This window comes from Lysinibacillus sp. PWR01, from assembly GCF_043359455.1.
In the GTDB taxonomy this organism is placed as follows: domain Bacteria; phylum Bacillota; class Bacilli; order Bacillales_A; family Planococcaceae; genus Lysinibacillus; species Lysinibacillus fusiformis_F.
Genome location: NZ_JBHERJ010000027.1, coordinates 1 through 21,731 on the forward strand (window position 1 = coordinate 1; position 21,731 = coordinate 21,731).

The window sequence follows — 21,731 nt, forward strand, 5'->3', positions numbered from 1 at the left end:
AGATGAAAAGCATCCATTATTACTAGGGCATTTACCAAACTGGCATAAACCTGTGGATGCCATCGTTTTTACAGGTGGTGTGGCCTCTTGTATTTATGAAAATGAATGTACACAGCGCCAATATGATGATATTGGTGAAAGATTAGCGAAGATGCTATTACAGCAAGAACAGCTACAATCATTTTTATGGCTACGACCAGAGGAAACAGCGCGGGCAACAGTGACTGGTGCTGGTACACAAACCACTGAAATTAGTGGGGCAACCATTCAGGTGGATGCTCATGTGTTACCACTAAAAAATGTACCAGTCTTCAATTGCCATATAGATACGTCTACAGACTTTAACACGACTGTGAAGACAGCCGTAGAGAGAGCAGATGATTTATTTTCTATACAGGACAATCGTTCACCATTTGCACTCTATTTTAGTGAATTGCCGTATTTAAGCTTTCAGGATGTACATGCATTGTGTCAGGCCATTCTGCAACATTTGGCAACAAGATGCTCTAAGGACATACCAATTATCATAGTCATTCAATCAGATTACGCAAAAATTATTGGACAAACCATACAAGCTATTAATGCGACAGTGCCAATTATTTGCATCGATCAAATTAAAGTGGAAACAGGTGATTACATCGACATTGGAGAGGTTCTGCCATCTGGCGTTGTTCCTGTTGTGGTGAAGACCCTTGCCTTCCATTCAAAGTAAGGAGGATGAATGTGAACTTATCGGTGATATTTGGTGGAGAAAAATATAATTTTAAATCATTAAAAGATGTTATGGCCAAGGCCAATGAAGAAAAATCAGGCGATCAGCTAGCGGGTATTGCCGCTGAGACGGTTCAACAACGAATCGCAGCGAAGGCTGTATTAAGTGAGCTTTTAGTAAAAGATATCCGAGAAAATCCATTAGTGCCGCAAGAAAATGATGAGGTTTCACGCATTATTGAGGGCGATATTAATGAGCAAATCTATGGAGAAATCAAAAACTGGAGCATCGAGCAGCTGCGTGAATACATTTTATCGAATGACACAGGTGATCGTGAATTAAAGCGTTTAAGTAAAGGAATGAATTCGGAGATTATTGCCGCTGTTACAAAGCTAATGTCCAATTTAGATCTTGTTCATGCAGCCAATAAAGTCGAAATACTATCAACGTGTAATATTACGATTGGCCAAAAAGGGACATTGTCTTCTCGCCTTCAGCCAAACCATCCAACAGACAATATTGATGGCATCATCGCCTCTCTAAAAGAAGGATTGTCTTATGGTATTGGGGATGCTGTTATCGGCATTAATCCTGTAGATGATTCAGTTGAAAGTGTTAAAAAAGTACTTACGGCTACAAAAGAATTCATCAATGATTGGTCCATTCCTACGCAAAACTGTGTATTAGCTCATATTACAACACAGATGAAGGCGATTAAACAGGGCGCCCCAGCGGATATGATTTTCCAAAGTATCGCAGGGACAGAAATTGCTAACCGTTCGTTCGGTATTTCTGCTGATTTAATAAGAGAAGCAGAGGAGCTAATAAAAAAACAAGGAACAGGTACTGGTCCAAATTTATTCTACTTTGAAACAGGCCAAGGCTCAGAGCTATCGGCAGAGGCACATATGGGCATTGACCAAGTAACTTTGGAATCTCGCAATTATGGATTTGCAAGACATTTTAATCCTTATATTGTGAACACAGTAGTGGGCTTTATCGGCCCAGAATATTTATACAACAATAAACAAGTCATTCGAGCAGGTCTCGAAGATCATTTCATGGGCAAAATGCATGGCATTCCTATGGGGGTAGATATTTGCTATACCAACCATATTAAGGCAGACCAAAATGATGTGGAAGATTTAAGTGTATTGCTAACAGCAGCTGGCGTTAACTTTATTATTGCTGCGCCAATGGGCGATGATGTGATGCTCAATTATCAATCGATGAGCTTCCATGATGTAGCTACATTACTCCAAACATTTGGTAAAAAACCAGCACCAGAGTATTTAGCATGGTTAGAGAAAATGGGCATTTATGAAAATGGTCGACTGTCAGCAAGAGCCGGCGATTTATCCATTTTTGAAAGGTAGGTGAGTCAAGTGAATGATCAATTAGTTTCTATGATTACACAGCTTGTCATGGAGAAGATGGAGAAAAATACAGGTAGCCAAGCACCTGAAGTGGCAACTACTCCAACAGAACAACCACTTATTAATTTTTATGATACAGTAGAAAATCGTTCTTCAGAAACAACAGAAGCTACAGCAACATCACAGGAGCCATTAATTCAGCTATATCAGCATGGAGCTCCACAGCAAGTAACAACGCTTGCTTCTGTCACTTTCGACCAGCCATTAAACGAAGCTGTACCGATCAAGCCCTTTCAGTTTGAGGCAGAAGCGTTAACGGAAAGTGTGCAGGCTGCTAAAAAACATACACCTGCTCGCATTGGTGTAGGGAGAGCTGGGACAAGACCGAAAACGAAAACATGGTTAAAATTCCGACTCGATCATGCTGCTGCGGTAGATGCTGTGTATGGCGAAGTGTCAGAAGATCTTTTACAAAAGCTTGATGTCTTTCAGGTAACAACGAAAGTCACGGATAAAGAGGAATACATTACAAGACCTGACTTAGGCCGTCGTTTATCAGAGGAATCAAAGACATTGATTCAGCAAAAATGTAAACCACAGCCCAAAGTACAGATTATTATCTCGAATGGCTTAAGTGCGAGTGCGATTGAGGAAAATGTACAAGATGTCTACTTAGCCCTTCAGCAAAGTCTTGGCAATTTAAATATTGACATCGGTACAACATTCTATATTGATAAAGGCCGTGTTGCTTTAATGGATGAGATTGGTGAACTGCTACAGGCAGAGGTTATTGTTTACCTAATTGGTGAGCGTCCAGGGCTTGTATCGGCAGAATCGATGAGTGCATATTTATGCTTCAAGCCAAGAATTGGGACAGTGGAAGCGGAACGTATGGTGATTTCAAACATCCATAAGGGTGGTATCCCACCATTAGAAGCGGGAGCTTATCTTGGAACAGTCGTAGAAAAAATCCTGCATTACCAGGCAAGTGGCGTAGAGCTTGTCGCAAAAGAAGGTTAGGGGGCTGAAATATGTATCCTCAAAAAATTATGGCTCAAATCTTGGCGATGCAAACCATTCCAAGAGTCAACAGTGAACTAGCAGAGCAGTTAGATTTAAAGCCACATCATCATAGTATTGGGCTTGTCACACTGACAATCGACGATGTTGGATACGTTGCCTTAGATGAGGCGACGAAAAAGGCAGATGTCGATGTTGTCTATGCAAAAAGCTTTTATGCGGGAGCGGCACATGCGTCTGGTCCATTGTCGGGTGAAGTGATTGGCATCATCGCTGGAAGCTCACCTGATGAAATTCGTAGTGGTCTTGATGCTATTCAACAAAAAATTGAATTTGATACGTATTTTGAAGCCATTAATAATAATGACAATCATGCCTTGTTTGCCCATACCGTGGCAAGCTGTGGGACGTATCTTGCTGAGCTTGCAGATGTAAAGGTTGGCACACCACTTGCTTATTTAATCGCACCGCCACTTGAGGCAGTGGTTGGATTAGATGCAGCATTAAAGGCGGCAGATGTTGAGTTAAAGGTTTTCTTTGGTCCTCCATCTGAAACCAATTTTGGTGGTGGCTTATTAACGGGCAGTCAATCGTCATGCGAGGCTGCAGCACATGCATTCAGAGAAGCTATTGAAAATATAGCTAGAAACCCAGTGATCTAGAAAGGAGGCGGCTTTATGGCCACATTAGACAAAGACTTATTAGCGATTCAGGAAATGAGAGATGCCGTTAAACATGCTAATACAGCACAGGCTGCCTACATGCAATTTTCTCAGCAACAAGTAGACACCATTGTAAAGGCTGTTGCGGATGCTGCCTTTAAGGAAGCAGATCGTTTAGCAAAAATGGCTGTGCAAGAAACAGGGATGGGTATTCCCAACCATAAAAAGATGAAAAATGAAGTGGCTTCACGAGATGTCTATGAAGATATTAAAGACTTAAAAACAGTTGGTATTGTGGGCTATGATCGGATGAAAAAAGTAGCCGAAATTGCAAGTCCTTTCGGTGTCATTGCTGGTATTGTACCCACAACAAATCCAACCTCTACAGCCATCTTTAAAACGCTTATTTCTTTAAAAACGAGAAATGGTTTAGTGCTTAGTCCACACCCATATGCAGTGAAATGTACAAAAGAGGCCTTAGATATTTGTCGAGTAGCTGCTGAAAAAGCAGGTGCGCCAGAAGGATTACTACAATGTTTAACAATGTCCTCCATGGAAGCAACACAGCAGCTAATGAAGCACCCAGACATTCATTTAATTTTAGCTACGGGTGGTGGTGCATTGGTCAAGGCAGCCTATAGCTCTGGCAAACCTGCCTATGGGGTAGGACCAGGAAATGTACCAGCTTACATTGAAAAATCGGCTACTATTCAAAAGTCTGTACGTCAATTGGTGCAAAGTAAATCGTTCGATAATGGCACAATCTGTGCAACGGAGCAAGCCATTATTGTCGATAAGGCGATTGCAGAGCAAGTGCAAACAGAATTAAAGAAAAACGGTGCCTATCTATTAAATGCTGAAGAAAAAGCTAAAATGGAAAAATTGATTTCGCCAGTTCCTGGGAAAGTAAATCCCCAGATTGTCGGTAAATCAGCTACTTGCCTAGCCGATTCTGTTGGTATTACGGTTCCAGACGATACAAAAGTTCTTGTGGGCTTCGAAACAATGATTGGTAAAAATATTCCGTTTTCTCTTGAAAAACTATCACCAATCTTTGCACTTTATGTTGTTGAAAACAGTACAGAAGCCAAGCAGGTGATGATTGACCTGCTAAATATTGGAGGACGCGGACATACATGCTCCATTCACACTGAAAATGCAGCATTAGCAGAGCAATTTTCCGTTGAATTACCAGTATCACGCATTGTGGTCAATACATTATCATCTATCGGTGCAGTTGGTGGCACAACGGGCTTAGCGCCATCCTTTACATTAGGCTGTGGTACATTTGGCGGCAATATTACGTCAGATAACATTACAGCAAGACATTTATTAAATATCAAACGTATGGCGTATGGCATTAAAGATGTCGAAGTGCCAAAACCAGAATTTGAAGTACAGTCCGTTGTCGAGTCGGTAGTCTCACAAGAGCCTGCTCTAGACACAACGATGGTTCAACAAATTGTCGATCAAGTATTAAAACAAATCACATTACAAAATAAATAATTTGGAGGAATGACAAATGAGTACAGCATTAGGAATGGTAGAAACAAAAGGTTTAGTAGGAGCAATTGAAGCAGCAGACGCAATGGTAAAGGCAGCAAGCGTTAATTTAGTAGGAAAAGTACATGTTGGTGGCGGTATCGTGACAGTTCTTGTACGCGGTGATGTAGGTGCAGTAAAAGCAGCAACAGATGCAGGGGCAGCAGCAGCACAACGTGTAGGAGAGCTATTATCAGTTCATGTAATTCCACGTCCACACCACGAATTAGAAATGATTTTACCAAAAGCAGAAGCATAATTTCATGTTCTGATGAGAGCTGGATCTAACTTTAGAACAGCTCTCAACTTGTCCTTATAAAATCAATCAACAAAATAAAGAGGTGGCTAACGTGACAACAGCAACAAAAACTTTTCCAGTGGCCATTTCGGCTCGTCATATCCATCTAAGTGAAGCGGATTTACAAGCACTTTTTGGTCCAAATGCAACCCTTACTAAGGATTTCGACTTATCACAGCCAGGGCAATTTGCTGCAAAAGAGCGTGTCTCTATCGAGGGACCAAAAGGCATTATTCATAATGTCCGTGTCCTTGGACCTGTAAGACCAGCAACCCAAGTAGAGGTAAGCCGTACAGATGCCATGAAGCTAGGGGTGACACCTCCTTTACGGCAATCAGGTGATATTGACAATTCTGCAGGCATTAAAATTCTTTCTCAAGACAAGGAATTAGAGATCCAGCAGGGGGTCATCATTGCACAGGCACATATTCATATGACAGAAGAAGATGCCAAAGCATTGGAAGTACACAATAATGAATTAGTTTCAGTGGAAGTTGTAAGTGATCGTCCTGTCACTTTTCGAGGTGTCGTTGTACGTGTTTCCAATGATTTTAGTCTGGAAATGCACATTGACACGGATGAAGCAAATGCTGGCTTTATCGAACAGCAGGCACAGGGTAAATTAATGAAAGTATTATCGTAAGGAGGAGGCAAGATGCAAGAAAATTTAGTGCAAAAAATTGTGGAAGAAGTTCTGCAACAAGTCTTAAAAAATCAATCTTCCCCTCCACATGACGGTAAAATTCCGATTGGTGTATCTGCCCGCCATGTCCATCTTGCACAAGCAGAAGTGGAACAGCTTTTTGGTGAAAATTATCAGCTTACACCGAAGTCTGAGCTTTCACAACCAGGGCAATTTGCTGCGGAGGAAACTGTAGTGATTGCAGGTCCAAAAGGGTCGATAGAGCGCGTACGTATTCTTGGCCCCGCTCGTTCCTTATCCCAAGTGGAAGTAAGCTGGACAGATGCGATGAAATTAGGGCTGAAGCCACCACTAAGAATATCTGGTGATATTCAAGGTTCAAGCCCTGTTACATTGATTGGTCCAAAGGGGAGTGTCGTGTTAAATGAAGGACTCATTATTGCACAGGCACATATTCATATGTCCCCAGCGGATAGTGCGAGATTCCAAGTAGTAGATGGACAATCAGTTCAAATCAAGGTGGAAGGTATTCGCCCGATTATTTTATCAAATGTGGTTATCCGTGTTTCAGAGCGCTATCGCTTAGAAATGCATATTGATACAGATGAAGCAAATGCAGGGTTAATTCAACAAGGAACACTTGCAGAAATTTTGTATCATCAAGTAAGCGAACCAGCTATCGCTGTGAAAGAGCAGTCGCCAGTCGTACAGAAAGTAGAACAGCCATCCGTCTATCATTATGACAAAAAGCTACTTTCACAAATAGAAGTGCTCGATATCGATGCACAAGAAATTGTCGTTCCAAAGAAAACCATTGTGACAGCATTGGCTTATGATAAGCTGCGAGAGTTAAATAAAACATTAACAATCCGCTCGGAGTAGTAAGACAAGCTGTGTCGCATAAAGAGGGTGAAGTTCATGCAAATGGGAAGAGTGATAGGCAGTGTATGGGCAACTCGCAAGGAGGAAGGGTTGAATGGTTTAAAGCTACTAATCATTCAACCAATTGATTCCAATCAACAGCCGATTCGCACAGAAATGGTTGCAGCTGATCGCATAGGAGCGGGTATTGGTGATGATGTACTTATTACAAGTGGTGGATCATCACGCTATATTATGAAAGAAAATCCGTTACCGATTGATGCAGTTGTCATTGGTATTATTGATTCTACGGAAGTAATGAGAGGTGAGGACAATGAGTAGCGCAATTGGAATGATCGAAACAAAAGGATTAGTTGGTTCTTATGAAGCTGCTGATGCGATGATTAAAGCGTCAGACGTCACAATCGTCAAACAAGAATTTGTTGATGGTGGCATCGTGACGATTGTCGTGAAGGGTGACGTAGGTTCTGTACAAGCAGCAGTAGAAGCTGGAAAAGCAGCCGCTATGCGTGTTGGTGAATTATTAGGCGCTCACGTCATTCCGAGACCTGATGAAGATGTCTTTAAAATGATTAAAGGACCAGAGGCACCAAAGAAAAAGCCTGTCTCTGCACCAGCAGCAACGCGGGCGAAAAAAACAACAGAAGCAACATCCGCAACAGATAACCGAGGTGAGGCATAGTGGCATTTCGTAAAAATAAAATCGCTGTAATTGGAGCAGGCCACACTGGTTCCACATTGAGTTTATTTTTAGCGCAGAAAGAATTAGGCGATGTGGTCCTTGTTGATATTCCAGAAGCCGAGAACCCGACAAAAGGGAAAGCTTTGGATTTGTTACAGACAGGCCCAATTGAAAAATTCAATGTGTCCATTCAAGGCACGAGTCAATATGAAGATATCGCTGGAGCAGATATTGTTGTCATTACAGCAGGCATTCCACGTAAACCAGGGATGAGTCGTGATGACTTAGTGACAACAAATGCCAAAATCATTCAACAGGTTTCAAGACAAATTAAACATTATGCTCCAAATAGTATTGTTGTTGTGTTGAGTAATCCTGTTGATGCCATGACGTATGTGTGTCATAAGGAAACAGGCTTTGCCAAAAATCGTATCATTGGTCAATCGGGTGTGTTAGATACAGCTCGCTTTAATACGTTTGTTGCGCAGGAGCTTCACATTGCACCAGAGGATGTATCAGGCTTCGTGCTAGGTGGACATGGCGATGAGATGGTGCCATTAATCCGTTATTCCTATGCAGGCGGCATTCCATTAGAGAAGCTAATTCCTCAGGATCGACTGCAGCAAATCGTCGAGCGTACACGTAAAGGTGGCGGAGAAATTGTCGGCTTACTAGGCAATGGTAGTGCCTACTATGCACCAGCCGCAGCGTGTGCCCAGATGGTTGAAATCATTATCAAGGATCAACGAAAAATTATCCCTTCTATTGCTCTTTTAGAAGGAGAATATGGGTACCACGATCTCTTTTTAGGGGTACCAACGATTTTAGGTGGCAATGGCATCGAATCTGTCATCGAATTGCACCTAACAAATGAAGAACAAACAGCCCTTCAGCATTCTGCAGAGGCTGTGAAACAGGTAATTGCTATTTGCCAAAACATTGAATAGGGTAAACAGACTCTATTTTTCAATGGATCGAAAGGATCCCCAACTTTCTTTCCATAAGACTTCATGATAGCTCAAAAAAATGTTTGATTGGAAACCGAACATGACTTGAAAGCTAGCGTAAATCCCCCATTTTTAGAGAAAGCTCTCAACTGTAGCAGGCGCAAAAGCTTGCTACAGTTTTTTTATTGCACCTTCACAACTTATATCATAAAAACAATTACCGATTCTACTATAATCAAAGTAGGAGGGATGTGGATGAACAGTATCGTACAGGAGATGATTGATTGGATTGAAAGTCACCTATTAGAAGGATTTTCATTAGAGCATTTAGGGAAGGATATGGGCTATTCTCCGTATTATTGTTCTTTTAAATTCCATCAGATGACCGGGATGACAATTAAAAAATATAGATCACTACGCAAAATCTATCTTGCATCTATTGCATTAAAAGACCCCCAAGAGAAAATAATTGACATCGCCTTTCACTACGGCTTTTCATCACAGGAATCCTTTTCTAGAGCCTTTAAAAGGTACTTCGGTATAAGTCCGAATGATTACAGAAAGTCTCCTCAACCTTTACAAACCTTTGTAAAGTTGAAATTACAAAATGATGGAGGATGGTTTACAATGGATATTTCTCAGAAATTAAAAATTGAAGCGTTACAAGAGAAGATCAATGCGCAATACGATCGAGAGATCTTGAATGTATTAAATGGTCAAATGATGTATGAGGAGTTTGTCAAACAGCAATTAATGGGCAATAGTGATTACGTACCTTTCAATGAAGCGATGTGTGCGAATCCAACGACTAGTCCGATTTTCAGTGAAGAATTTAATAAACTTCGTGCTACAGGGCATCAGGTGGCATTACAAGAATATGAGCAGGTGACATTAAATCCGTTGAAGCCATTACTGACAAATGACTATCAATGTATCGTTTTATGGTTTGGTGATGATATGTTTTGTCAGATGAACTTACTGACAGTGCTGGCTTTCCTGGAGCAACAAAGGTATCAAGGCAAAGTCTATTATTATATGGTCAAGGAAATGACCTATGATGTGGAGGAAACAGAGATAGAACTTGGACCTTATGGGGAGGTCTATCAAGAGGTGTTGATGCACCATCGTCTGCCCAAGACAACGCTTATACCTGTCATGTATCAGGGCATTCAATTATATTTCAACTATTTAAAGGAAGAGAATGAGATCACTACATATATAAAAAAACACCTCAATCTATCTCAAAATGACCTGTTAAAGCAATTGTTTTCCCTATTTCCACACTATGGATTAGGAGATATTCAATATATCAAAATAATAGAGAAGTTAAAAAGAGAATATTCTGAATAATTTACCTAGAAAGTCCACAATATACAAAATTTTCGAAAATATGATAAACTGATAACGTGAAAAGGAGGATGAATGCATGACTGTTCAACAATTTACAGACTATGTGAAGAAGATGCAGCATTATGAGGAAGCACTCAATGTGATTTATTGGGATATGCGGACGGGTGCACCAAAAAAGGGGTTAGCGCAACGTTCTGAGGTAATTGGTACATTATCAGCCTCCTTATTTGATATGCAGACGAGTGAAGAACTAGGAGAGCTTTTAGCAGCATTAGAGGTACAAAAAGCTGATCTTGACTATGTAACACTGCGTTTAGTAGAAGAAGTAAGAAAGAATTACGATCAAAATAAAAAAATCCCTGCGAATGAATACAAACAATTCGTCATTCTTCAATCAAAGGCGGAAACGGCTTGGGAAGAAGCGAAGGCCAGCAATAATTTTGCCTTATTCCTACCTTATTTAGAGGAAATCATTCAATGGCAGAAAAAGTTCATTCAATACTGGGGTATTAAAAATGGATCTCCATACAATACATTACTAGATTTATATGAACCAGATATGACAACAGATGTCTTAGATCAAGTATTTGGTGATTTACGTGAATCCATTGTGACGCTTGTTCAAAAAATTGCTCATTCATCGAATAAACCAGACACTAGCATGTTATTTAAGCATTTCCCGCGTGAGGAACAGCGTGAATTATCGTTAGAATTGCTTGCTCAGCTTGGCTATGACTTCGATGCTGGGCGTTTGGATGAGAGTGTCCACCCATTCATGATTGGTTTAAACTACGGAGACGCTCGTATTACAACAAAATATGATGAAAATGATTTCCGTTCGGCTATTTTTGGCACGATTCATGAGTGCGGTCACGCGATGTATGAGCAAAACATTGATGAAAAACTTGCAGGTCTGCCATTAGCTACGGGTACATCGATGGGGATTCATGAATCTCAATCATTATTTTATGAAAATTTTGTCGGTAGAAATGAAAAGTTCTGGGAGCATAACTATGAGCGCCTTCAACATTTCTCACCAGCACAATTTGGTGATGTTGCATTAGCCGATTTTTTACGTGCCATTAATATGGTCGAACCATCTTTTATTCGTATTGAAGCGGACGAATTAACGTATCCACTACATATCATGATTCGCTATGAAATTGAACGTGATTTGTTCAATGGTGATTTACAGGCGAAGGATCTGCCACAAGTGTGGAATGATAAATATGAGGAATATTTAGGCATTCGTCCTGAGACAGATGCAAAAGGAGTATTACAAGACATGCACTGGTCAGGAGGCATGTTCGGTTATTTCCCATCCTATGCATTAGGAATGATTTATGCAGCACAATGGAAGCATGCGATGGACAAGGATATCCCTAATTTTGACGAGTTACTGGAAAAAGGGGAGCTGCTACCAATTCGCGAATGGTTAACTGACAAAGTCCATCAATATGGGGCATTGAAAAAACCGTTCGAATTGTTAAAAGAAGCGACAGGGGAAGGCTTAAATGCCAAGTACCTTGCAGACTATTTACAAGAAAAATATACAAAGCTATATCAGTTATAAAAAACAAGCGATTTCTCTACAATGAGAAATCGCTTTATTTCTAAATGCTTACCACAATTGATAGCCTTTGGAGCCGGCTGGTGAGTTCGAGATAATATCGATAATTGGTACTGTGTAAGCGAATAAAATTAAGGCTACTAAAATAACAAGCCAGATTTTAAAGTTTTCTAAAATAGCTGGTGTTGGACCGCTAAGCTCATGTACATCACCTACAGGGAATTCTTCTTCACCTTTAGGTGCGAACCAAGCTAATTTCACCACGATATAAATGATCACTAGGATGGCGATAAAGAGAATTGTTCCACCCACAGCTTGCGCGATTTGATAAGGAATCCAATCATAAGCCTGCTGAGCGCCACCATATTCTGAGTAATCTGAGCGACGAGGAGCACCGAACAGACCAGCAATATGCATCGCAGAAGACATAATCGTCATACCAGTAGCCCATAAGATACCAGCGAAATTACTAAGATTATTTAAAGACTTCGAAAGTGTACGACCTGTTAAATGTGGAATTAACCAGAATGCCGCACCGAAGTAAGTTAAAACAACAGCTGTTGCAATCGTTAGATGGAAATGTCCTGTAACCCAAATGGTATTATGAATTAATTGGTTCATTTGATAAGAGGCATTGACAATTCCGCCTGCACCCCCTGGAATAAATGACACCATACCGATAAATGGTACGAAGAAACGAGCATCCTTCCATGGCAATTTTTTAAACCAACCGAATAACCCTTTACCACCTAATTCACGACCACGTAACTCGAACATCGCAAACATCGAGAAGGCTGTCATCAGAGATGGCACGATTACAGCGAATGTTAATACAACTTGAATGAACTTCCATGTACCATCAATACCAGGCTCTGTTAACTGATGGTGAATCCCAACAGGAATAGAGAAGAGTAAGAACAGCATAAACGAAAGTCTTGCTAAAGAATCGGAGAAAATTTTTCCGCCAATTACTTTTGGAATAATCACGTACCAAACCATATAGGCAGGTAATAACCAGAAGTATACGAGTGCATGACCAAAATACCAGAAAAGGGTACGCGATAATGCCACATCGACACGCTCAATTAAACCTAATGACCATGGTAACAATTGAATTAAAACAGAAGCTGCAACACCAAGCGTTGCCACGAACCACATTAAATTATTAACAACTACCATAAATGATAGTAATGGGCTGCGTTGTCCGCTCGCTTTATTTTCTTTACGCCACTGGACATAACGTAAAATTTGACCTACGCCGCCAACCCAAGAACCAACTACGACTAATGTAAGACCTAAATAGAAAATCCAATGTGCCTTTAATGGTGCATAGAATGTATAAAGAACAGTTGCTTTATTCAATAAAACCATCGTTGCGGCAGCAGCTGTACCGATAGTCATTAACCAGAAACCAATCCAGCCAAGTCTTCGTTGAGTATCAGTGAATGTACCTGATGTTCGACTTACACTTGCAATTTGGAAGCCGTAAATAAAGAATGTAGTTAATATAAGACCGAGTAGTACACCATGAACTGTTAATACTTGATAATAACCAATGCCTGCTGGTAATGTAAATTGACCAGAACGTACAAAAACTTGTAATAAACCTGCAAGACCACCTAATAACAATGCGATAAATGCCACGTAAATATGTGCCATTGCTAGCTTTGCATCTCGACGATCCACTTTTGTCATTGAATTAGTGTGACTCATTTGAATCCACCACCTTTAGCATAGAGTGCATCATCGTATGTCCTGTACCACAATACTCATTACATACGATTAAAAACTCGCCAACCTTATTGACTTCTGTCACATATTCCGAAATATAGCCAGGCTCAAGCATCATATTGATATTCGTACCTGCAACCTCAAAACCATGCATAACATCTTCGCTTGTCGCGATAAATTTTACCTTTGCACCAAGTGGAACCTCAATTTGTGGAGGATTATAATTGAATGCAGAAGCAACTACCACCACTTCGTAATCCCAATCCTTACCTTCAACCTTATGGACACCTGGATTATCAAAAGGTGCTGTCTCTTTCACTTTCTCGTAATCTAGTGTTTTTTTACCATTGTTTGGATGGGAGCCTTGATGAAATGCCCCGATACCGAGAATGATCAGGAATGCGACTAAAGTGGCAACTCCAAACACAAGCCAGTATTTCTCATACTTATGTATGTGCATATGTTTCTGTCCCTTCTTCGTAGATTAAAACCGTCCAATGAACAAATCGAAGCAGTACACCCAAAGTAAAATGATGATAATACCTACTCCAAAAACTGCATAGAGTGAACCTTTTAAATTTTCATCTGACTTCTTTTTGTTTGCCATTTTTGCTCCTCCTACGCTTTTTATTGTTGTGTTTCTTATTGTCATCATATAAAAATCCACTACATTTTGATGTGAAAAAAATCACACTTCTAGGGGAAATGTGTGAAGAAAGTGTGAAGAATTGTGAAGAGAAAAAAACAAGCTATCTCAAAAGTCATTGAGATAGCTTGTTGACGTACTATATTTTGCTTAATTTTAATAAAAACAAAAGATTGGTAGGAAAGTGCATTCCTTTTTTTGTCATTCTTTTTATGCGAATGACAAGTTTTTTACATGTGTGCTGTCTGCTTGAGCATACAATGTCTTATTTGGGATCTTTATCAAATCTTGTTTTCTATTCTTCTTCCTCTATTGTTAATAGAACTGTTAGTGCACCAATGCTTGGGACCGAAACTGGGAGAGCAAATGCTTTTTCAAAACCGTATAATTTTGTAGTGCCCACCATCACCGTTGGCGGAGTGATATCAATTTCTAAGCTTTCTTGCCCAACAGCTGTACATAAATTTCCTGCAATCATATTACCGAATTCTCCTGTAAAGGATTCTAGCATTTCTCCCTCTAACGGCATACCGAACATTGTACTGCCAATCCCACTAAACACATCAGGAGAGGAATCAATGATGACGCGTCCCTTTAAATCTCCGATTAAGCCAATTAATACGCCCATTTGTTGCTGTTGAAAGGGTTCAGAAATAATACTAGGCGACTTTACTTCTATATCCATAGGAAGAATGGTTTTTAAAGCGTGGATTGTCCCGTTTAAAATAGTTTGAAAGTACTTCGAATTACTCATCATTACCGCATCCTTTTTCCGACTTTTCTACATCTTACCATGTAAAAAGGGTAATATGAAAGTATGTCTTGACGAATTAACGTGAAATTTATAATATATTAATGAGAATGATTTTCAAATTCAATGCAAACATCTAAAAACTTAACGAAAAATAACTAAGAAGGAGCGGTTAGCAATGACATTCGTATTGATTGGAGCAGCTGTAGTGATCTATATTGGAGTTGGGAAATACGTCATGAAACAGGCGACTGCACATTTGAAATAAGAGATAATACTTGATAAACATTTTTAGGCATGGTCCGAATATTCGGGCCATGTTTTTTTGTATTTCTAGGAATGAAGATCGTGAATAAATGAGTTAAACGTTTTTTTGGAATAATTTAATTAAAATGAATTTTTATTTTTTTCTGAAAACTATTGAAATAACCCGGTTTTTTCTGTTAAGATTTTAAAAAATGGAATCGCGTTTCATATTTTGGAACGGAGGGGGAAATGAGTTTGAATATTTTAGAAGTAAGCGATTTGAAAATAGGTATTCAACAAAATAAAAAAGATATTGCTATTGTGAATGGAGTATCATTTCAACTTGAAAAAGGCAAAACTTTGGGGATTGTAGGGGAATCAGGTTGTGGAAAAAGCATGACATCACTTTCACTTATGGGATTGTTACCTACTGGGGTTAACTGGCAAGGTGGAGAAGTTTACATAGATCAAAAGCAAATTAATAAAAAGTCGAAGAAGGAATGGCGAAAGATTCGTGGGAAAAAAGTTTCTATGATATTTCAGGAACCAATGAGTTCGCTCAATCCAGTGTATAAAGTCGGTTCGCAAATTATGGAAATGATTCATAGTCATGAAAAAATTTCAAGGAAAGAAGCTCATGAACGTGCCGTTGACATGCTTCGTCTCGTAGGTATTCCTCGTCCCGATAAAGTAGTGAATGAATATCCTCATCAATTATCAGGAGGAATGCGACAAAGGGTTATGATTGCCATGGCATTGGCTTGTGGACCAGAAATATTAATTGCAGACGAGCCTACTACAGCATTAGATGTGACAATTCAGGCTCAGATTTTAGATTTAATGAAAGACATACAAGAAAAACTAGATATGTCCATCATTTTAATTACCCATGATCTTGGTGTAGTAGCGGAAATATGTGAGAGAGTAATCGTGATGTATGCTGGTGAAATTGTTGAAGAGGCTACAGTGCTAGATTTGTTTAATCAGCCGCTTCATCCATATACCAAAGGGTTATTAAATTCATTGCCTGACATTGAATCAGAACAAGAGTACCTTCCATCAATTGAAGGGGTGGTGCCATCACCATCCGATATGCCTTCAGGTTGTAGATTTTTCGATCGATGCGAATTTGCAACAGATCAATGTAAAAAGAAGCCTGATCTATTTACAACGTCTAATGGTACCAAGGTAAGATGTTGGCTGTATGAAGAGAACGAAGTGGGAGGGGGAATTGTCAATGGGCAGTCCATTGTTAGAAGTTAAACACTTAAAGAAATATTTTTCAGTTAAAGGATCTCGTTCAGGGCATTTAAAAGCAGTAGATGATGTTTCATTTTTTGTAAATGAGGGTGAGGTTTTAGGAATTGTCGGAGAGTCAGGGTGCGGAAAGTCGACTATGGGTAAAACATTAATCCAACTTCTTACACCTACTGAAGGCGAAATTTTACTGAATGGAGAAAATATTGCCACTCTTAGCCCAAAAGAGGTACGTCAAAAACGTCGTGATATGCAAATCATCTTTCAAGACCCTTTTTCTTCCCTTAATCCTCGTATGAAGGTGTTTAAAATAATCGAAGAACCTTTGGTGAATTTTGGAATAGGTACAAGGGAAGAGAGAAAGCAACGTGTTTATGAAGTAGCCAAACAGGTTGGACTTACACAAAAGCAGTTAGAACGTTTTCCACATGAATTTTCAGGTGGTCAAAGACAACGAATTGGAATTGCTAGAGCATTAGTGTCCAATCCAAAATTGATTGTTGCAGATGAACCAGTATCTGCTCTTGATGTTTCGATTCAATCTCAAGTATTAAATATTATGAAAGATTTAAAAAAGGAAATGAACCTTACCTACATTTTCATATCTCATGATTTAAGTGTAGTGCATCACTTTTGTGACCGCATAGGGGTAATGTACTTAGGTAAGTTAGTGGAAATGGCAGATAAACACGAATTATTTAATAATCCTAAACATCCATATACAAAAGCTTTACTATCAGCATTACCAAAATCTCATCCTTCAAAAGGAAAGGAGCGTATTGTGCTAAGTGGAGATGTTCCCAATCCTGCTAATCCACCATCGGGCTGCACATTCCATACACGATGCCCAAACTGCATGGAAATATGTAAGGTGACACCTCCAAAATTAAACAAAATTGGCGATAAACATGAAGTTTCCTGTTTACTTTATGAAGAGCAAATGGAGCGATTAACATGAGCAAAACATTGGAAAAAGGTATTAATATTTTAACGTTATTTACTGAAGAGAAACCTTCTTGGCGGTTAGACGAGCTAGCAATCGAAACAGATATTCCTAAACCGACTTTACATAGGTTTTTAAAAACATTTACAGATTTAGGCGTATTAAAACGTCCTTATATTCAAAGTGGTGGACAGTTAGTATTGAGTGATCATTATCTACTTGGGAATAAACTCATTGAATTAGGTGCAATTGCAGCAAATTCAATTGAAATTCGCTCTTTGGCTATACCGTATATGAAGATGTTGCAACAGAAGTTTGACTTGGCTGTTCAACTAAGCGTACTGGATGAAACAGATGGTCTTTATATTGAAAAAATTGAAAGTTTAAAACCGGTTTTACTTTATACACGAGTGGGAAGAAGAGCACCACTTTATGCAGGCGCTTGTTCAAGGGTACTTTTATCCTTTCAATCAGAGGAGAAAATTAATGAGGTACTTCAAAAACCTCGTAAAAAATATGCTAGTGGAACACCTGTTACTGATGAAGAGATATTTGAACTCATTGAATTTGGGAAAAAAAATGGCTATGCCTACAGCGTATCAGAATTGGAAGAAGGCACTGTATCAATAGCAGTACCGATTTTCAATAGCGAACGCAAAGTAGAATACTCGATTAGTATAGCGGGCATAGAGACGCTAATACCAAAAGAAAAAATAAATGCATTTTTAGAAGGTCTGTGGGAAACGGCAGCTTCAATATCTGCTGAACTAGGTTATTCGATGCCATATCCATATGGCGTATAGATAGCACAAATACAAAAGGGGATGAACAATGTATGAAGAAACAAAAATGGATTGCGCTATTACTTGTTTGTATAATGATTGTTTTAACAGCATGTAGTGGTGGCACATCATCAAAAGACGAAAGTAAAAACGGTAGCAAATCATCTGGTGAAAACCCAGCAACAACACGTGGAAATGAATTAGTTATTCGTGTGGCTGGAGATCCACAAAACTGGGACCCAATTGATACGTTTTTACTTGCTTGGAGTACAGTAGCAACATCGGTATTTGAAGGATTAGTAAGTCGTTCTCTAGATTTAGAAATTCAACCAGGGTTAGCGGAATCTTGGGAATATATAGATGATAAAACGATTGTGTTTAAACTACGACAAGGTGTTACCTTCCATAATGGCGAACCGTTTAATGCGGAAGCAGTTAAATTTACATTTGATCGTTTACTAGGAGAAGAAGGTCAAAAAGGTCCGCAATATTCAAACTATACGTCAATTGATAATGTTGAAGTAACAGGTGACTATGAAGTTACTATGCACTTAAATGCCATTGACCCAGTTTTACTGACTAAGCTTTCAGGATATGGTGCTGTCATCGTACCACCTAAATATATCCAAGAACAGGGTGCAGAGAATTTTGACATGAAGCCTGTTGGTACTGGTCCATTTAAAATGACTGATTATCAACGTGATAAACAAGTAGTTATTGAGCGATACGATGATTATTGGAATAAAGACGCTATTAAACTAGATAAAGTAACATTTAAAGTGATTCCAGAAACAGCGACGGCACTGGCAGAATTACAAACAGGAAATATTGATATTATGACACGTTTAGAAGTTTCGCAAGCGGCAACAGCAGAAGGAACTGATTTCATTGAATTAAAGGATGTGTCCACTCCTACAGCGTATTCAATTCGCTTTGATACAGCACAAAAGCCAGTTGATGATGTACGTGTTCGTCAAGCGATTAACTATGCCATTGATAAGGAAACAATAGTGAAGGAAATTTTAGGTGGCTATGGTAACCTCATTAGTTCTTTCCAAAGTAATCTATCTTTTGGCTATAACAAAGATTTAGAGCCATATCCATATGATCCAGAAAAAGCAAAAAAATTACTTGCGGAAGCTAAGGTTCCCGAAGGTACTACACTTGAATTCTTTATTCCAGGTACCGATGGGACATTTAAAGAAATTGCCCAAGCAGTAGCGTTTTATTTAGAAGAAGTGGGATTAAAAGTTTCAATTAATAGTGTGGAAAATACTACATTCCAATCAGAGTTAATACCACAAGGAAAAGCTGGCCAAATGTATAAAAATGGCTGGGGTGGTTGGACTTTAGATTTTGATAATACAGCTTATTTAATGTATCACGAAGGGGAATTCTGGAATCCATCCTATAAAAATGAAAAAGTAGAACAATTATTAGCGGCAGAGCGAGCAACGATTAATAATGAGGAGCGTCAAAAAATCTTTAAAGAGCTGACAGAAGTGTTATACGAAGATGCTGCAGAAGTTAATTTATATTCTGAGGTTGAAATATACGCAGTGAATAAACGAATAAAAGATTTCCAACCACCTCATGATGGCCGCTTTAGATTTGAAGGTGTCACTGTCGAGTAAGTAAAAAATTATGAGATAGTATGCTTGTCATACTATCTCTTTCATTTCAAATTAGGAGGATGGAATTATGCTTTCCTATATACTACGACGATTATCGCATACCGTGTTGGTGATAATTGCTGTCTCATTAATTATATTTTTCGCCATTCGTTTAACGGGTGATCCTGTAAGCATCATGTTCGGTGCAGGGGAACCATCACAACAAGCGGTAGAGGAACTGACAGCAAAGTTAGGTTTAGATAGACCTGTTTGGGAGCAATATATCATATTCATGAAAGATTTAGTAACGCTTGATTTTGGCACATCGTATCGTTCGAATAGTCCAGTTTTGGAAATGTTGTTAGAACGAGCATGGCCAACACTCGCACTTGCTTTAGGGGGGATGACTGTAGCATTGTTAATCGCTATTCCTATCGGTATCCTTTCGGCAGTTTATAAAGGCAAGTCTATTGATATTTTTGGGCGTATTTTTTCTTTATTAGGTATCTCTTTTCCTAATTTTTGGTTAGCGTTTATGCTAATCTTGATCTTTGCTGTTCAGTTAAAATGGTTACCCGTATCGGGCTTTGAGGGGTTTAGCTCATTGATCCTTCCATCCATTGCATTGGGTCTGATTTTATCTGGTATTTTAGTTCGATTAATTCGTACCTCTATGCTTGAGGTACTTAAAATGCAATATGTGACAACTGCTCGAGCAAAAGGAATTCGAGAATGGCTTGTCATTATTCGACACGCCTTTCGAAATGCCTTATTGCCAACTGTGACGTTTGTTGGGTTACAGTTTGGTGGACTCCTAGGAGGGGCTGTTATTGTAGAGCAAGTATTTTCTTGGCCAGGAATCGGAAGATTAATTGTTGATTCTATTAATCAACGAGATTATCCGGTTGTACAGGGTGGAGTAATTCTCTTAGCTCTTATCATGATTGTCGTAAATCTAATTGTGGATTTATGTTATTCATTAATTAACCCAAAAATACGCACTGGAAGAGGTGACAATTAATGACACAGATAATGGAAGCAGAAACAGTCGAAATAAAAAAGGTTAGCAGAATAATAAGTGTTTTAAAGTTTATTAAAAATAATCCAACTGGGATCATCGGTCTATTATTAGTTGTCACGACTATTCTTTGTGCGATATTTGCCCCATATATTGCGCCATATGATCCAGGAGCAGCTAGCTTAGGACATCGTTTAGATTTGCCCAAATGGTTAGACGATACTGGTAAGTCTCAATATTTACTTGGGGGAGACCAAGTTGGACGAGATTTGCTCAGTAGGATTATATACGGTGCTCGTATTTCACTATTGGTTGGTATTTGTGGTGTGCTCATTTCGTTAGTCCTTGGAACGTTTCTAGGAATTGTGTCAGGGTATTTTGGAAAATGGATGGACGATTTAATTATGAGGTTAGCTGAAGTTCAATTGGGTCTGCCATTTATTTTACTAGCAATTGTCATTATGAGTGTATTTGGAACAGGGATTGAAAAAATCATCATTATTCTTGGGCTTACATATTGGGTTAGCTTTGCAAGACTAATTCGAGGGGAGATTTTAGCTCTAAAGGAACAAGAATATATCCAGGCTGCAAAGGCAATCGGAGGAACACATTTTAAAATTATCCTTAAGCACATATTACCAAATGTTGCTTCTTCGATTTTAGTGTTAGCAACAATGTGTATCGCAGAGTTTATCTTATTAGAGGCTTCCCTAACATTTTTAGGGTTAGGTGTTGAACCGACAATACCGTCGTGGGGCGGCATGTTGGCAGATAGTCGGAATTATATGACGTCAGCTTGGTGGATTTCTGTATTTCCAGGTATTGCAATTATGTTAACTGTACTAGGCTTTAATTTACTAGGAGATTGGTTACGAGATCGCTTAGATCCAAATATGAAAGTTTAGGTGATACTGTGAACTCTAAAATATTTTCAATTTTATTTAATAAGAATGAAACGATAAAAAAGCCCTCTTTATTTATAAACTTACCTACAAATCTTGCTCCCATAGGATTAATTGATTTTTGTGCGAGGTTAGGCTTAGAGTCAAATGAAATAGAT

23 protein-coding genes are annotated in these 21,731 nt (G+C 39.1%); 19 read left to right on the forward strand and 4 right to left on the reverse strand.

The window, feature by feature from the left end; all coding sequences use genetic code 11:
• The 13 genes from ACEVFT_RS03590 to ACEVFT_RS03650 form a co-directional block, all read left to right on the forward strand.
• Positions 1-712 (forward strand): ethanolamine ammonia-lyase reactivating factor EutA (locus tag ACEVFT_RS03590; protein ID WP_393948159.1); only part of this gene is annotated, 712 nt, incomplete at its 5' end.
• Positions 713-717: 5 nt separating this feature from the next.
• Positions 718-2,088 (forward strand): ethanolamine ammonia-lyase subunit EutB, encoded by a 1,371-nt coding sequence (locus ACEVFT_RS03595; RefSeq protein WP_008176446.1) that lies wholly within the window; start codon positions 718-720, stop codon positions 2,086-2,088.
• 9 nt (positions 2,089-2,097) lie between these two features.
• On the forward strand, positions 2,098-3,108 hold the full coding sequence (gene eutC, locus ACEVFT_RS03600; protein ID WP_393948160.1) for an ethanolamine ammonia-lyase subunit EutC: 1,011 nt from the start codon (positions 2,098-2,100) through the stop codon (positions 3,106-3,108).
• Positions 3,109-3,119: 11 nt separating this feature from the next.
• On the forward strand, positions 3,120-3,770 hold the full coding sequence (gene eutL, locus ACEVFT_RS03605; protein WP_036077522.1) for an ethanolamine utilization microcompartment protein EutL: 651 nt from the start codon (positions 3,120-3,122) through the stop codon (positions 3,768-3,770).
• A gap of 15 nt (positions 3,771-3,785) precedes the next feature.
• The gene (locus ACEVFT_RS03610) at positions 3,786-5,276 is read left to right on the forward strand and encodes an aldehyde dehydrogenase family protein (protein WP_342443119.1); all 1,491 of its coding nucleotides are present in this window, start codon (positions 3,786-3,788) and stop codon (positions 5,274-5,276) included.
• Positions 5,277-5,292: 16 nt separating this feature from the next.
• Positions 5,293-5,571 (forward strand): BMC domain-containing protein, encoded by a 279-nt coding sequence (locus ACEVFT_RS03615; RefSeq protein ID WP_004269321.1) that lies wholly within the window; start codon positions 5,293-5,295, stop codon positions 5,569-5,571.
• A gap of 91 nt (positions 5,572-5,662) precedes the next feature.
• Positions 5,663-6,253 (forward strand): phosphate propanoyltransferase, encoded by a 591-nt coding sequence (locus ACEVFT_RS03620; RefSeq protein ID WP_342443120.1) that lies wholly within the window; start codon positions 5,663-5,665, stop codon positions 6,251-6,253.
• Positions 6,254-6,265: 12 nt separating this feature from the next.
• Positions 6,266-7,135 (forward strand): phosphate propanoyltransferase, encoded by an 870-nt coding sequence (locus ACEVFT_RS03625; protein WP_393948162.1) that lies wholly within the window; start codon positions 6,266-6,268, stop codon positions 7,133-7,135.
• A gap of 36 nt (positions 7,136-7,171) precedes the next feature.
• Positions 7,172-7,456, forward strand: a complete 285-nt coding sequence (locus tag ACEVFT_RS03630; RefSeq protein WP_036118365.1) for a EutN/CcmL family microcompartment protein — start codon at positions 7,172-7,174, stop codon at positions 7,454-7,456.
• The gene (locus tag ACEVFT_RS03635) at positions 7,449-7,817 is read left to right on the forward strand and encodes a BMC domain-containing protein (protein WP_205442524.1); all 369 of its coding nucleotides are present in this window, start codon (positions 7,449-7,451) and stop codon (positions 7,815-7,817) included. The genes ACEVFT_RS03630 and ACEVFT_RS03635 overlap by 8 nt, the downstream gene beginning before the upstream one ends.
• Positions 7,817-8,764 carry a malate dehydrogenase gene (gene mdh, locus ACEVFT_RS03640; RefSeq protein ID WP_342443121.1) on the forward strand — a complete coding sequence of 316 codons (948 nt, stop codon included), beginning with the start codon at positions 7,817-7,819 and terminating at the stop codon, positions 8,762-8,764. The genes ACEVFT_RS03635 and mdh overlap by 1 nt, the downstream gene beginning before the upstream one ends.
• 255 nt (positions 8,765-9,019) lie before the next feature.
• A complete protein-coding gene (locus ACEVFT_RS03645; protein WP_393948164.1) occupies positions 9,020-10,114 on the forward strand; it encodes a helix-turn-helix domain-containing protein in 1,095 nt (364 codons plus the stop codon).
• 76 nt (positions 10,115-10,190) lie between these two features.
• On the forward strand, positions 10,191-11,687 hold the full coding sequence (locus ACEVFT_RS03650; RefSeq protein WP_393948165.1) for a carboxypeptidase M32: 1,497 nt from the start codon (positions 10,191-10,193) through the stop codon (positions 11,685-11,687).
• Positions 11,688-11,735: 48 nt separating this feature from the next.
• On the opposite strand, the gene ACEVFT_RS03655 is transcribed toward ACEVFT_RS03650, so the two are convergent.
• The 4 genes from ACEVFT_RS03655 to ACEVFT_RS03670 all read right to left on the reverse strand — a co-directional run bounded on the left by ACEVFT_RS03655 (position 11,736) and on the right by ACEVFT_RS03670 (position 14,815).
• Complete coding sequence (locus ACEVFT_RS03655; RefSeq protein WP_342443124.1) at positions 11,736-13,397, reverse strand: b(o/a)3-type cytochrome-c oxidase subunit 1; 1,662 nt, start codon at positions 13,395-13,397, stop codon at positions 11,736-11,738.
• Positions 13,384-13,875 (reverse strand): cupredoxin domain-containing protein, encoded by a 492-nt coding sequence (locus ACEVFT_RS03660; RefSeq protein ID WP_036118325.1) that lies wholly within the window; start codon positions 13,873-13,875, stop codon positions 13,384-13,386. Before ACEVFT_RS03660 ends, ACEVFT_RS03655 begins: the two co-directional genes overlap by 14 nt.
• Before the next feature lie 24 nt (positions 13,876-13,899).
• Complete coding sequence (locus ACEVFT_RS03665; RefSeq protein WP_009370491.1) at positions 13,900-14,022, reverse strand: hypothetical protein; 123 nt, start codon at positions 14,020-14,022, stop codon at positions 13,900-13,902.
• 334 nt (positions 14,023-14,356) lie between these two features.
• Positions 14,357-14,815: a chemotaxis protein CheX gene (locus ACEVFT_RS03670; RefSeq protein WP_205442530.1), complete on the reverse strand. Its 459-nt coding sequence runs from the start codon at positions 14,813-14,815 to the stop codon at positions 14,357-14,359.
• Between the two features lie 492 nt (positions 14,816-15,307).
• Between ACEVFT_RS03670 and ACEVFT_RS03675 the strand changes: the two genes are divergently transcribed.
• The 6 genes from ACEVFT_RS03675 to ACEVFT_RS03700 all read left to right on the forward strand — a co-directional run bounded on the left by ACEVFT_RS03675 (position 15,308) and on the right by ACEVFT_RS03700 (position 21,576).
• Positions 15,308-16,321, forward strand: a complete 1,014-nt coding sequence (locus tag ACEVFT_RS03675) for an ABC transporter ATP-binding protein (RefSeq protein WP_393948167.1) — start codon at positions 15,308-15,310, stop codon at positions 16,319-16,321.
• Positions 16,296-17,273: an ABC transporter ATP-binding protein gene (locus ACEVFT_RS03680; RefSeq protein ID WP_393948168.1), complete on the forward strand. Its 978-nt coding sequence runs from the start codon at positions 16,296-16,298 to the stop codon at positions 17,271-17,273. Before ACEVFT_RS03675 ends, ACEVFT_RS03680 begins: the two co-directional genes overlap by 26 nt.
• A complete protein-coding gene (locus tag ACEVFT_RS03685; RefSeq protein WP_205442534.1) occupies positions 17,270-18,061 on the forward strand; it encodes an IclR family transcriptional regulator in 792 nt (263 codons plus the stop codon). The genes ACEVFT_RS03680 and ACEVFT_RS03685 overlap by 4 nt, the downstream gene beginning before the upstream one ends.
• Before the next feature lie 32 nt (positions 18,062-18,093).
• Positions 18,094-19,674 (forward strand): ABC transporter substrate-binding protein, encoded by a 1,581-nt coding sequence (locus tag ACEVFT_RS03690; protein WP_393948170.1) that lies wholly within the window; start codon positions 18,094-18,096, stop codon positions 19,672-19,674.
• Positions 19,675-19,741: 67 nt separating this feature from the next.
• Entirely contained in the window at positions 19,742-20,674 is a 933-nt protein-coding gene (nikB, locus tag ACEVFT_RS03695; protein ID WP_004269337.1) for a nickel ABC transporter permease, read from the forward strand.
• Positions 20,674-21,576: an ABC transporter permease gene (locus ACEVFT_RS03700; protein ID WP_205442536.1), complete on the forward strand. Its 903-nt coding sequence runs from the start codon at positions 20,674-20,676 to the stop codon at positions 21,574-21,576. Before nikB ends, ACEVFT_RS03700 begins: the two co-directional genes overlap by 1 nt.
• Positions 21,577-21,731 lie beyond the last annotated feature (155 nt).

What these genes read in the sequence shown, in the direction of transcription:
- ACEVFT_RS03680 (WP_393948168.1), top strand. Translation starts at nt 16,296, where the DNA reads ATGGGCAGTCCATTGTTAGAAGTTAAACACTTAAAGAAATATTTTTCA.
- ACEVFT_RS03595 (WP_008176446.1), top strand. Translation starts at nt 718, where the DNA reads ATGAATGTGAACTTATCGGTGATATTTGGTGGAGAAAAATATAATTTT.
- ACEVFT_RS03615 (WP_004269321.1), top strand. Translation starts at nt 5,293, where the DNA reads ATGAGTACAGCATTAGGAATGGTAGAAACAAAAGGTTTAGTAGGAGCA.
- ACEVFT_RS03625 (WP_393948162.1), top strand. Translation starts at nt 6,266, where the DNA reads ATGCAAGAAAATTTAGTGCAAAAAATTGTGGAAGAAGTTCTGCAACAA.
- ACEVFT_RS03645 (WP_393948164.1), top strand. Translation starts at nt 9,020, where the DNA reads ATGAACAGTATCGTACAGGAGATGATTGATTGGATTGAAAGTCACCTA.
- ACEVFT_RS03675 (WP_393948167.1), top strand. Translation starts at nt 15,308, where the DNA reads ATGAGTTTGAATATTTTAGAAGTAAGCGATTTGAAAATAGGTATTCAA.
- ACEVFT_RS03635 (WP_205442524.1), top strand. Translation starts at nt 7,449, where the DNA reads ATGAGTAGCGCAATTGGAATGATCGAAACAAAAGGATTAGTTGGTTCT.
- ACEVFT_RS03630 (WP_036118365.1), top strand. Translation starts at nt 7,172, where the DNA reads ATGCAAATGGGAAGAGTGATAGGCAGTGTATGGGCAACTCGCAAGGAG.
- ACEVFT_RS03670 (WP_205442530.1), bottom strand. Translation starts at nt 14,815, where the DNA reads ATGAGTAATTCGAAGTACTTTCAAACTATTTTAAACGGGACAATCCAC.
- nikB (WP_004269337.1), top strand. Translation starts at nt 19,742, where the DNA reads ATGCTTTCCTATATACTACGACGATTATCGCATACCGTGTTGGTGATA.
- ACEVFT_RS03610 (WP_342443119.1), top strand. Translation starts at nt 3,786, where the DNA reads ATGGCCACATTAGACAAAGACTTATTAGCGATTCAGGAAATGAGAGAT.
- ACEVFT_RS03650 (WP_393948165.1), top strand. Translation starts at nt 10,191, where the DNA reads ATGACTGTTCAACAATTTACAGACTATGTGAAGAAGATGCAGCATTAT.
- ACEVFT_RS03655 (WP_342443124.1), bottom strand. Translation starts at nt 13,397, where the DNA reads ATGAGTCACACTAATTCAATGACAAAAGTGGATCGTCGAGATGCAAAG.
- ACEVFT_RS03690 (WP_393948170.1), top strand. Translation starts at nt 18,094, where the DNA reads ATGAAGAAACAAAAATGGATTGCGCTATTACTTGTTTGTATAATGATT.
- ACEVFT_RS03700 (WP_205442536.1), top strand. Translation starts at nt 20,674, where the DNA reads ATGACACAGATAATGGAAGCAGAAACAGTCGAAATAAAAAAGGTTAGC.
- ACEVFT_RS03665 (WP_009370491.1), bottom strand. Translation starts at nt 14,022, where the DNA reads ATGGCAAACAAAAAGAAGTCAGATGAAAATTTAAAAGGTTCACTCTAT.
- ACEVFT_RS03660 (WP_036118325.1), bottom strand. Translation starts at nt 13,875, where the DNA reads ATGCACATACATAAGTATGAGAAATACTGGCTTGTGTTTGGAGTTGCC.
- ACEVFT_RS03685 (WP_205442534.1), top strand. Translation starts at nt 17,270, where the DNA reads ATGAGCAAAACATTGGAAAAAGGTATTAATATTTTAACGTTATTTACT.
- eutL (WP_036077522.1), top strand. Translation starts at nt 3,120, where the DNA reads ATGTATCCTCAAAAAATTATGGCTCAAATCTTGGCGATGCAAACCATT.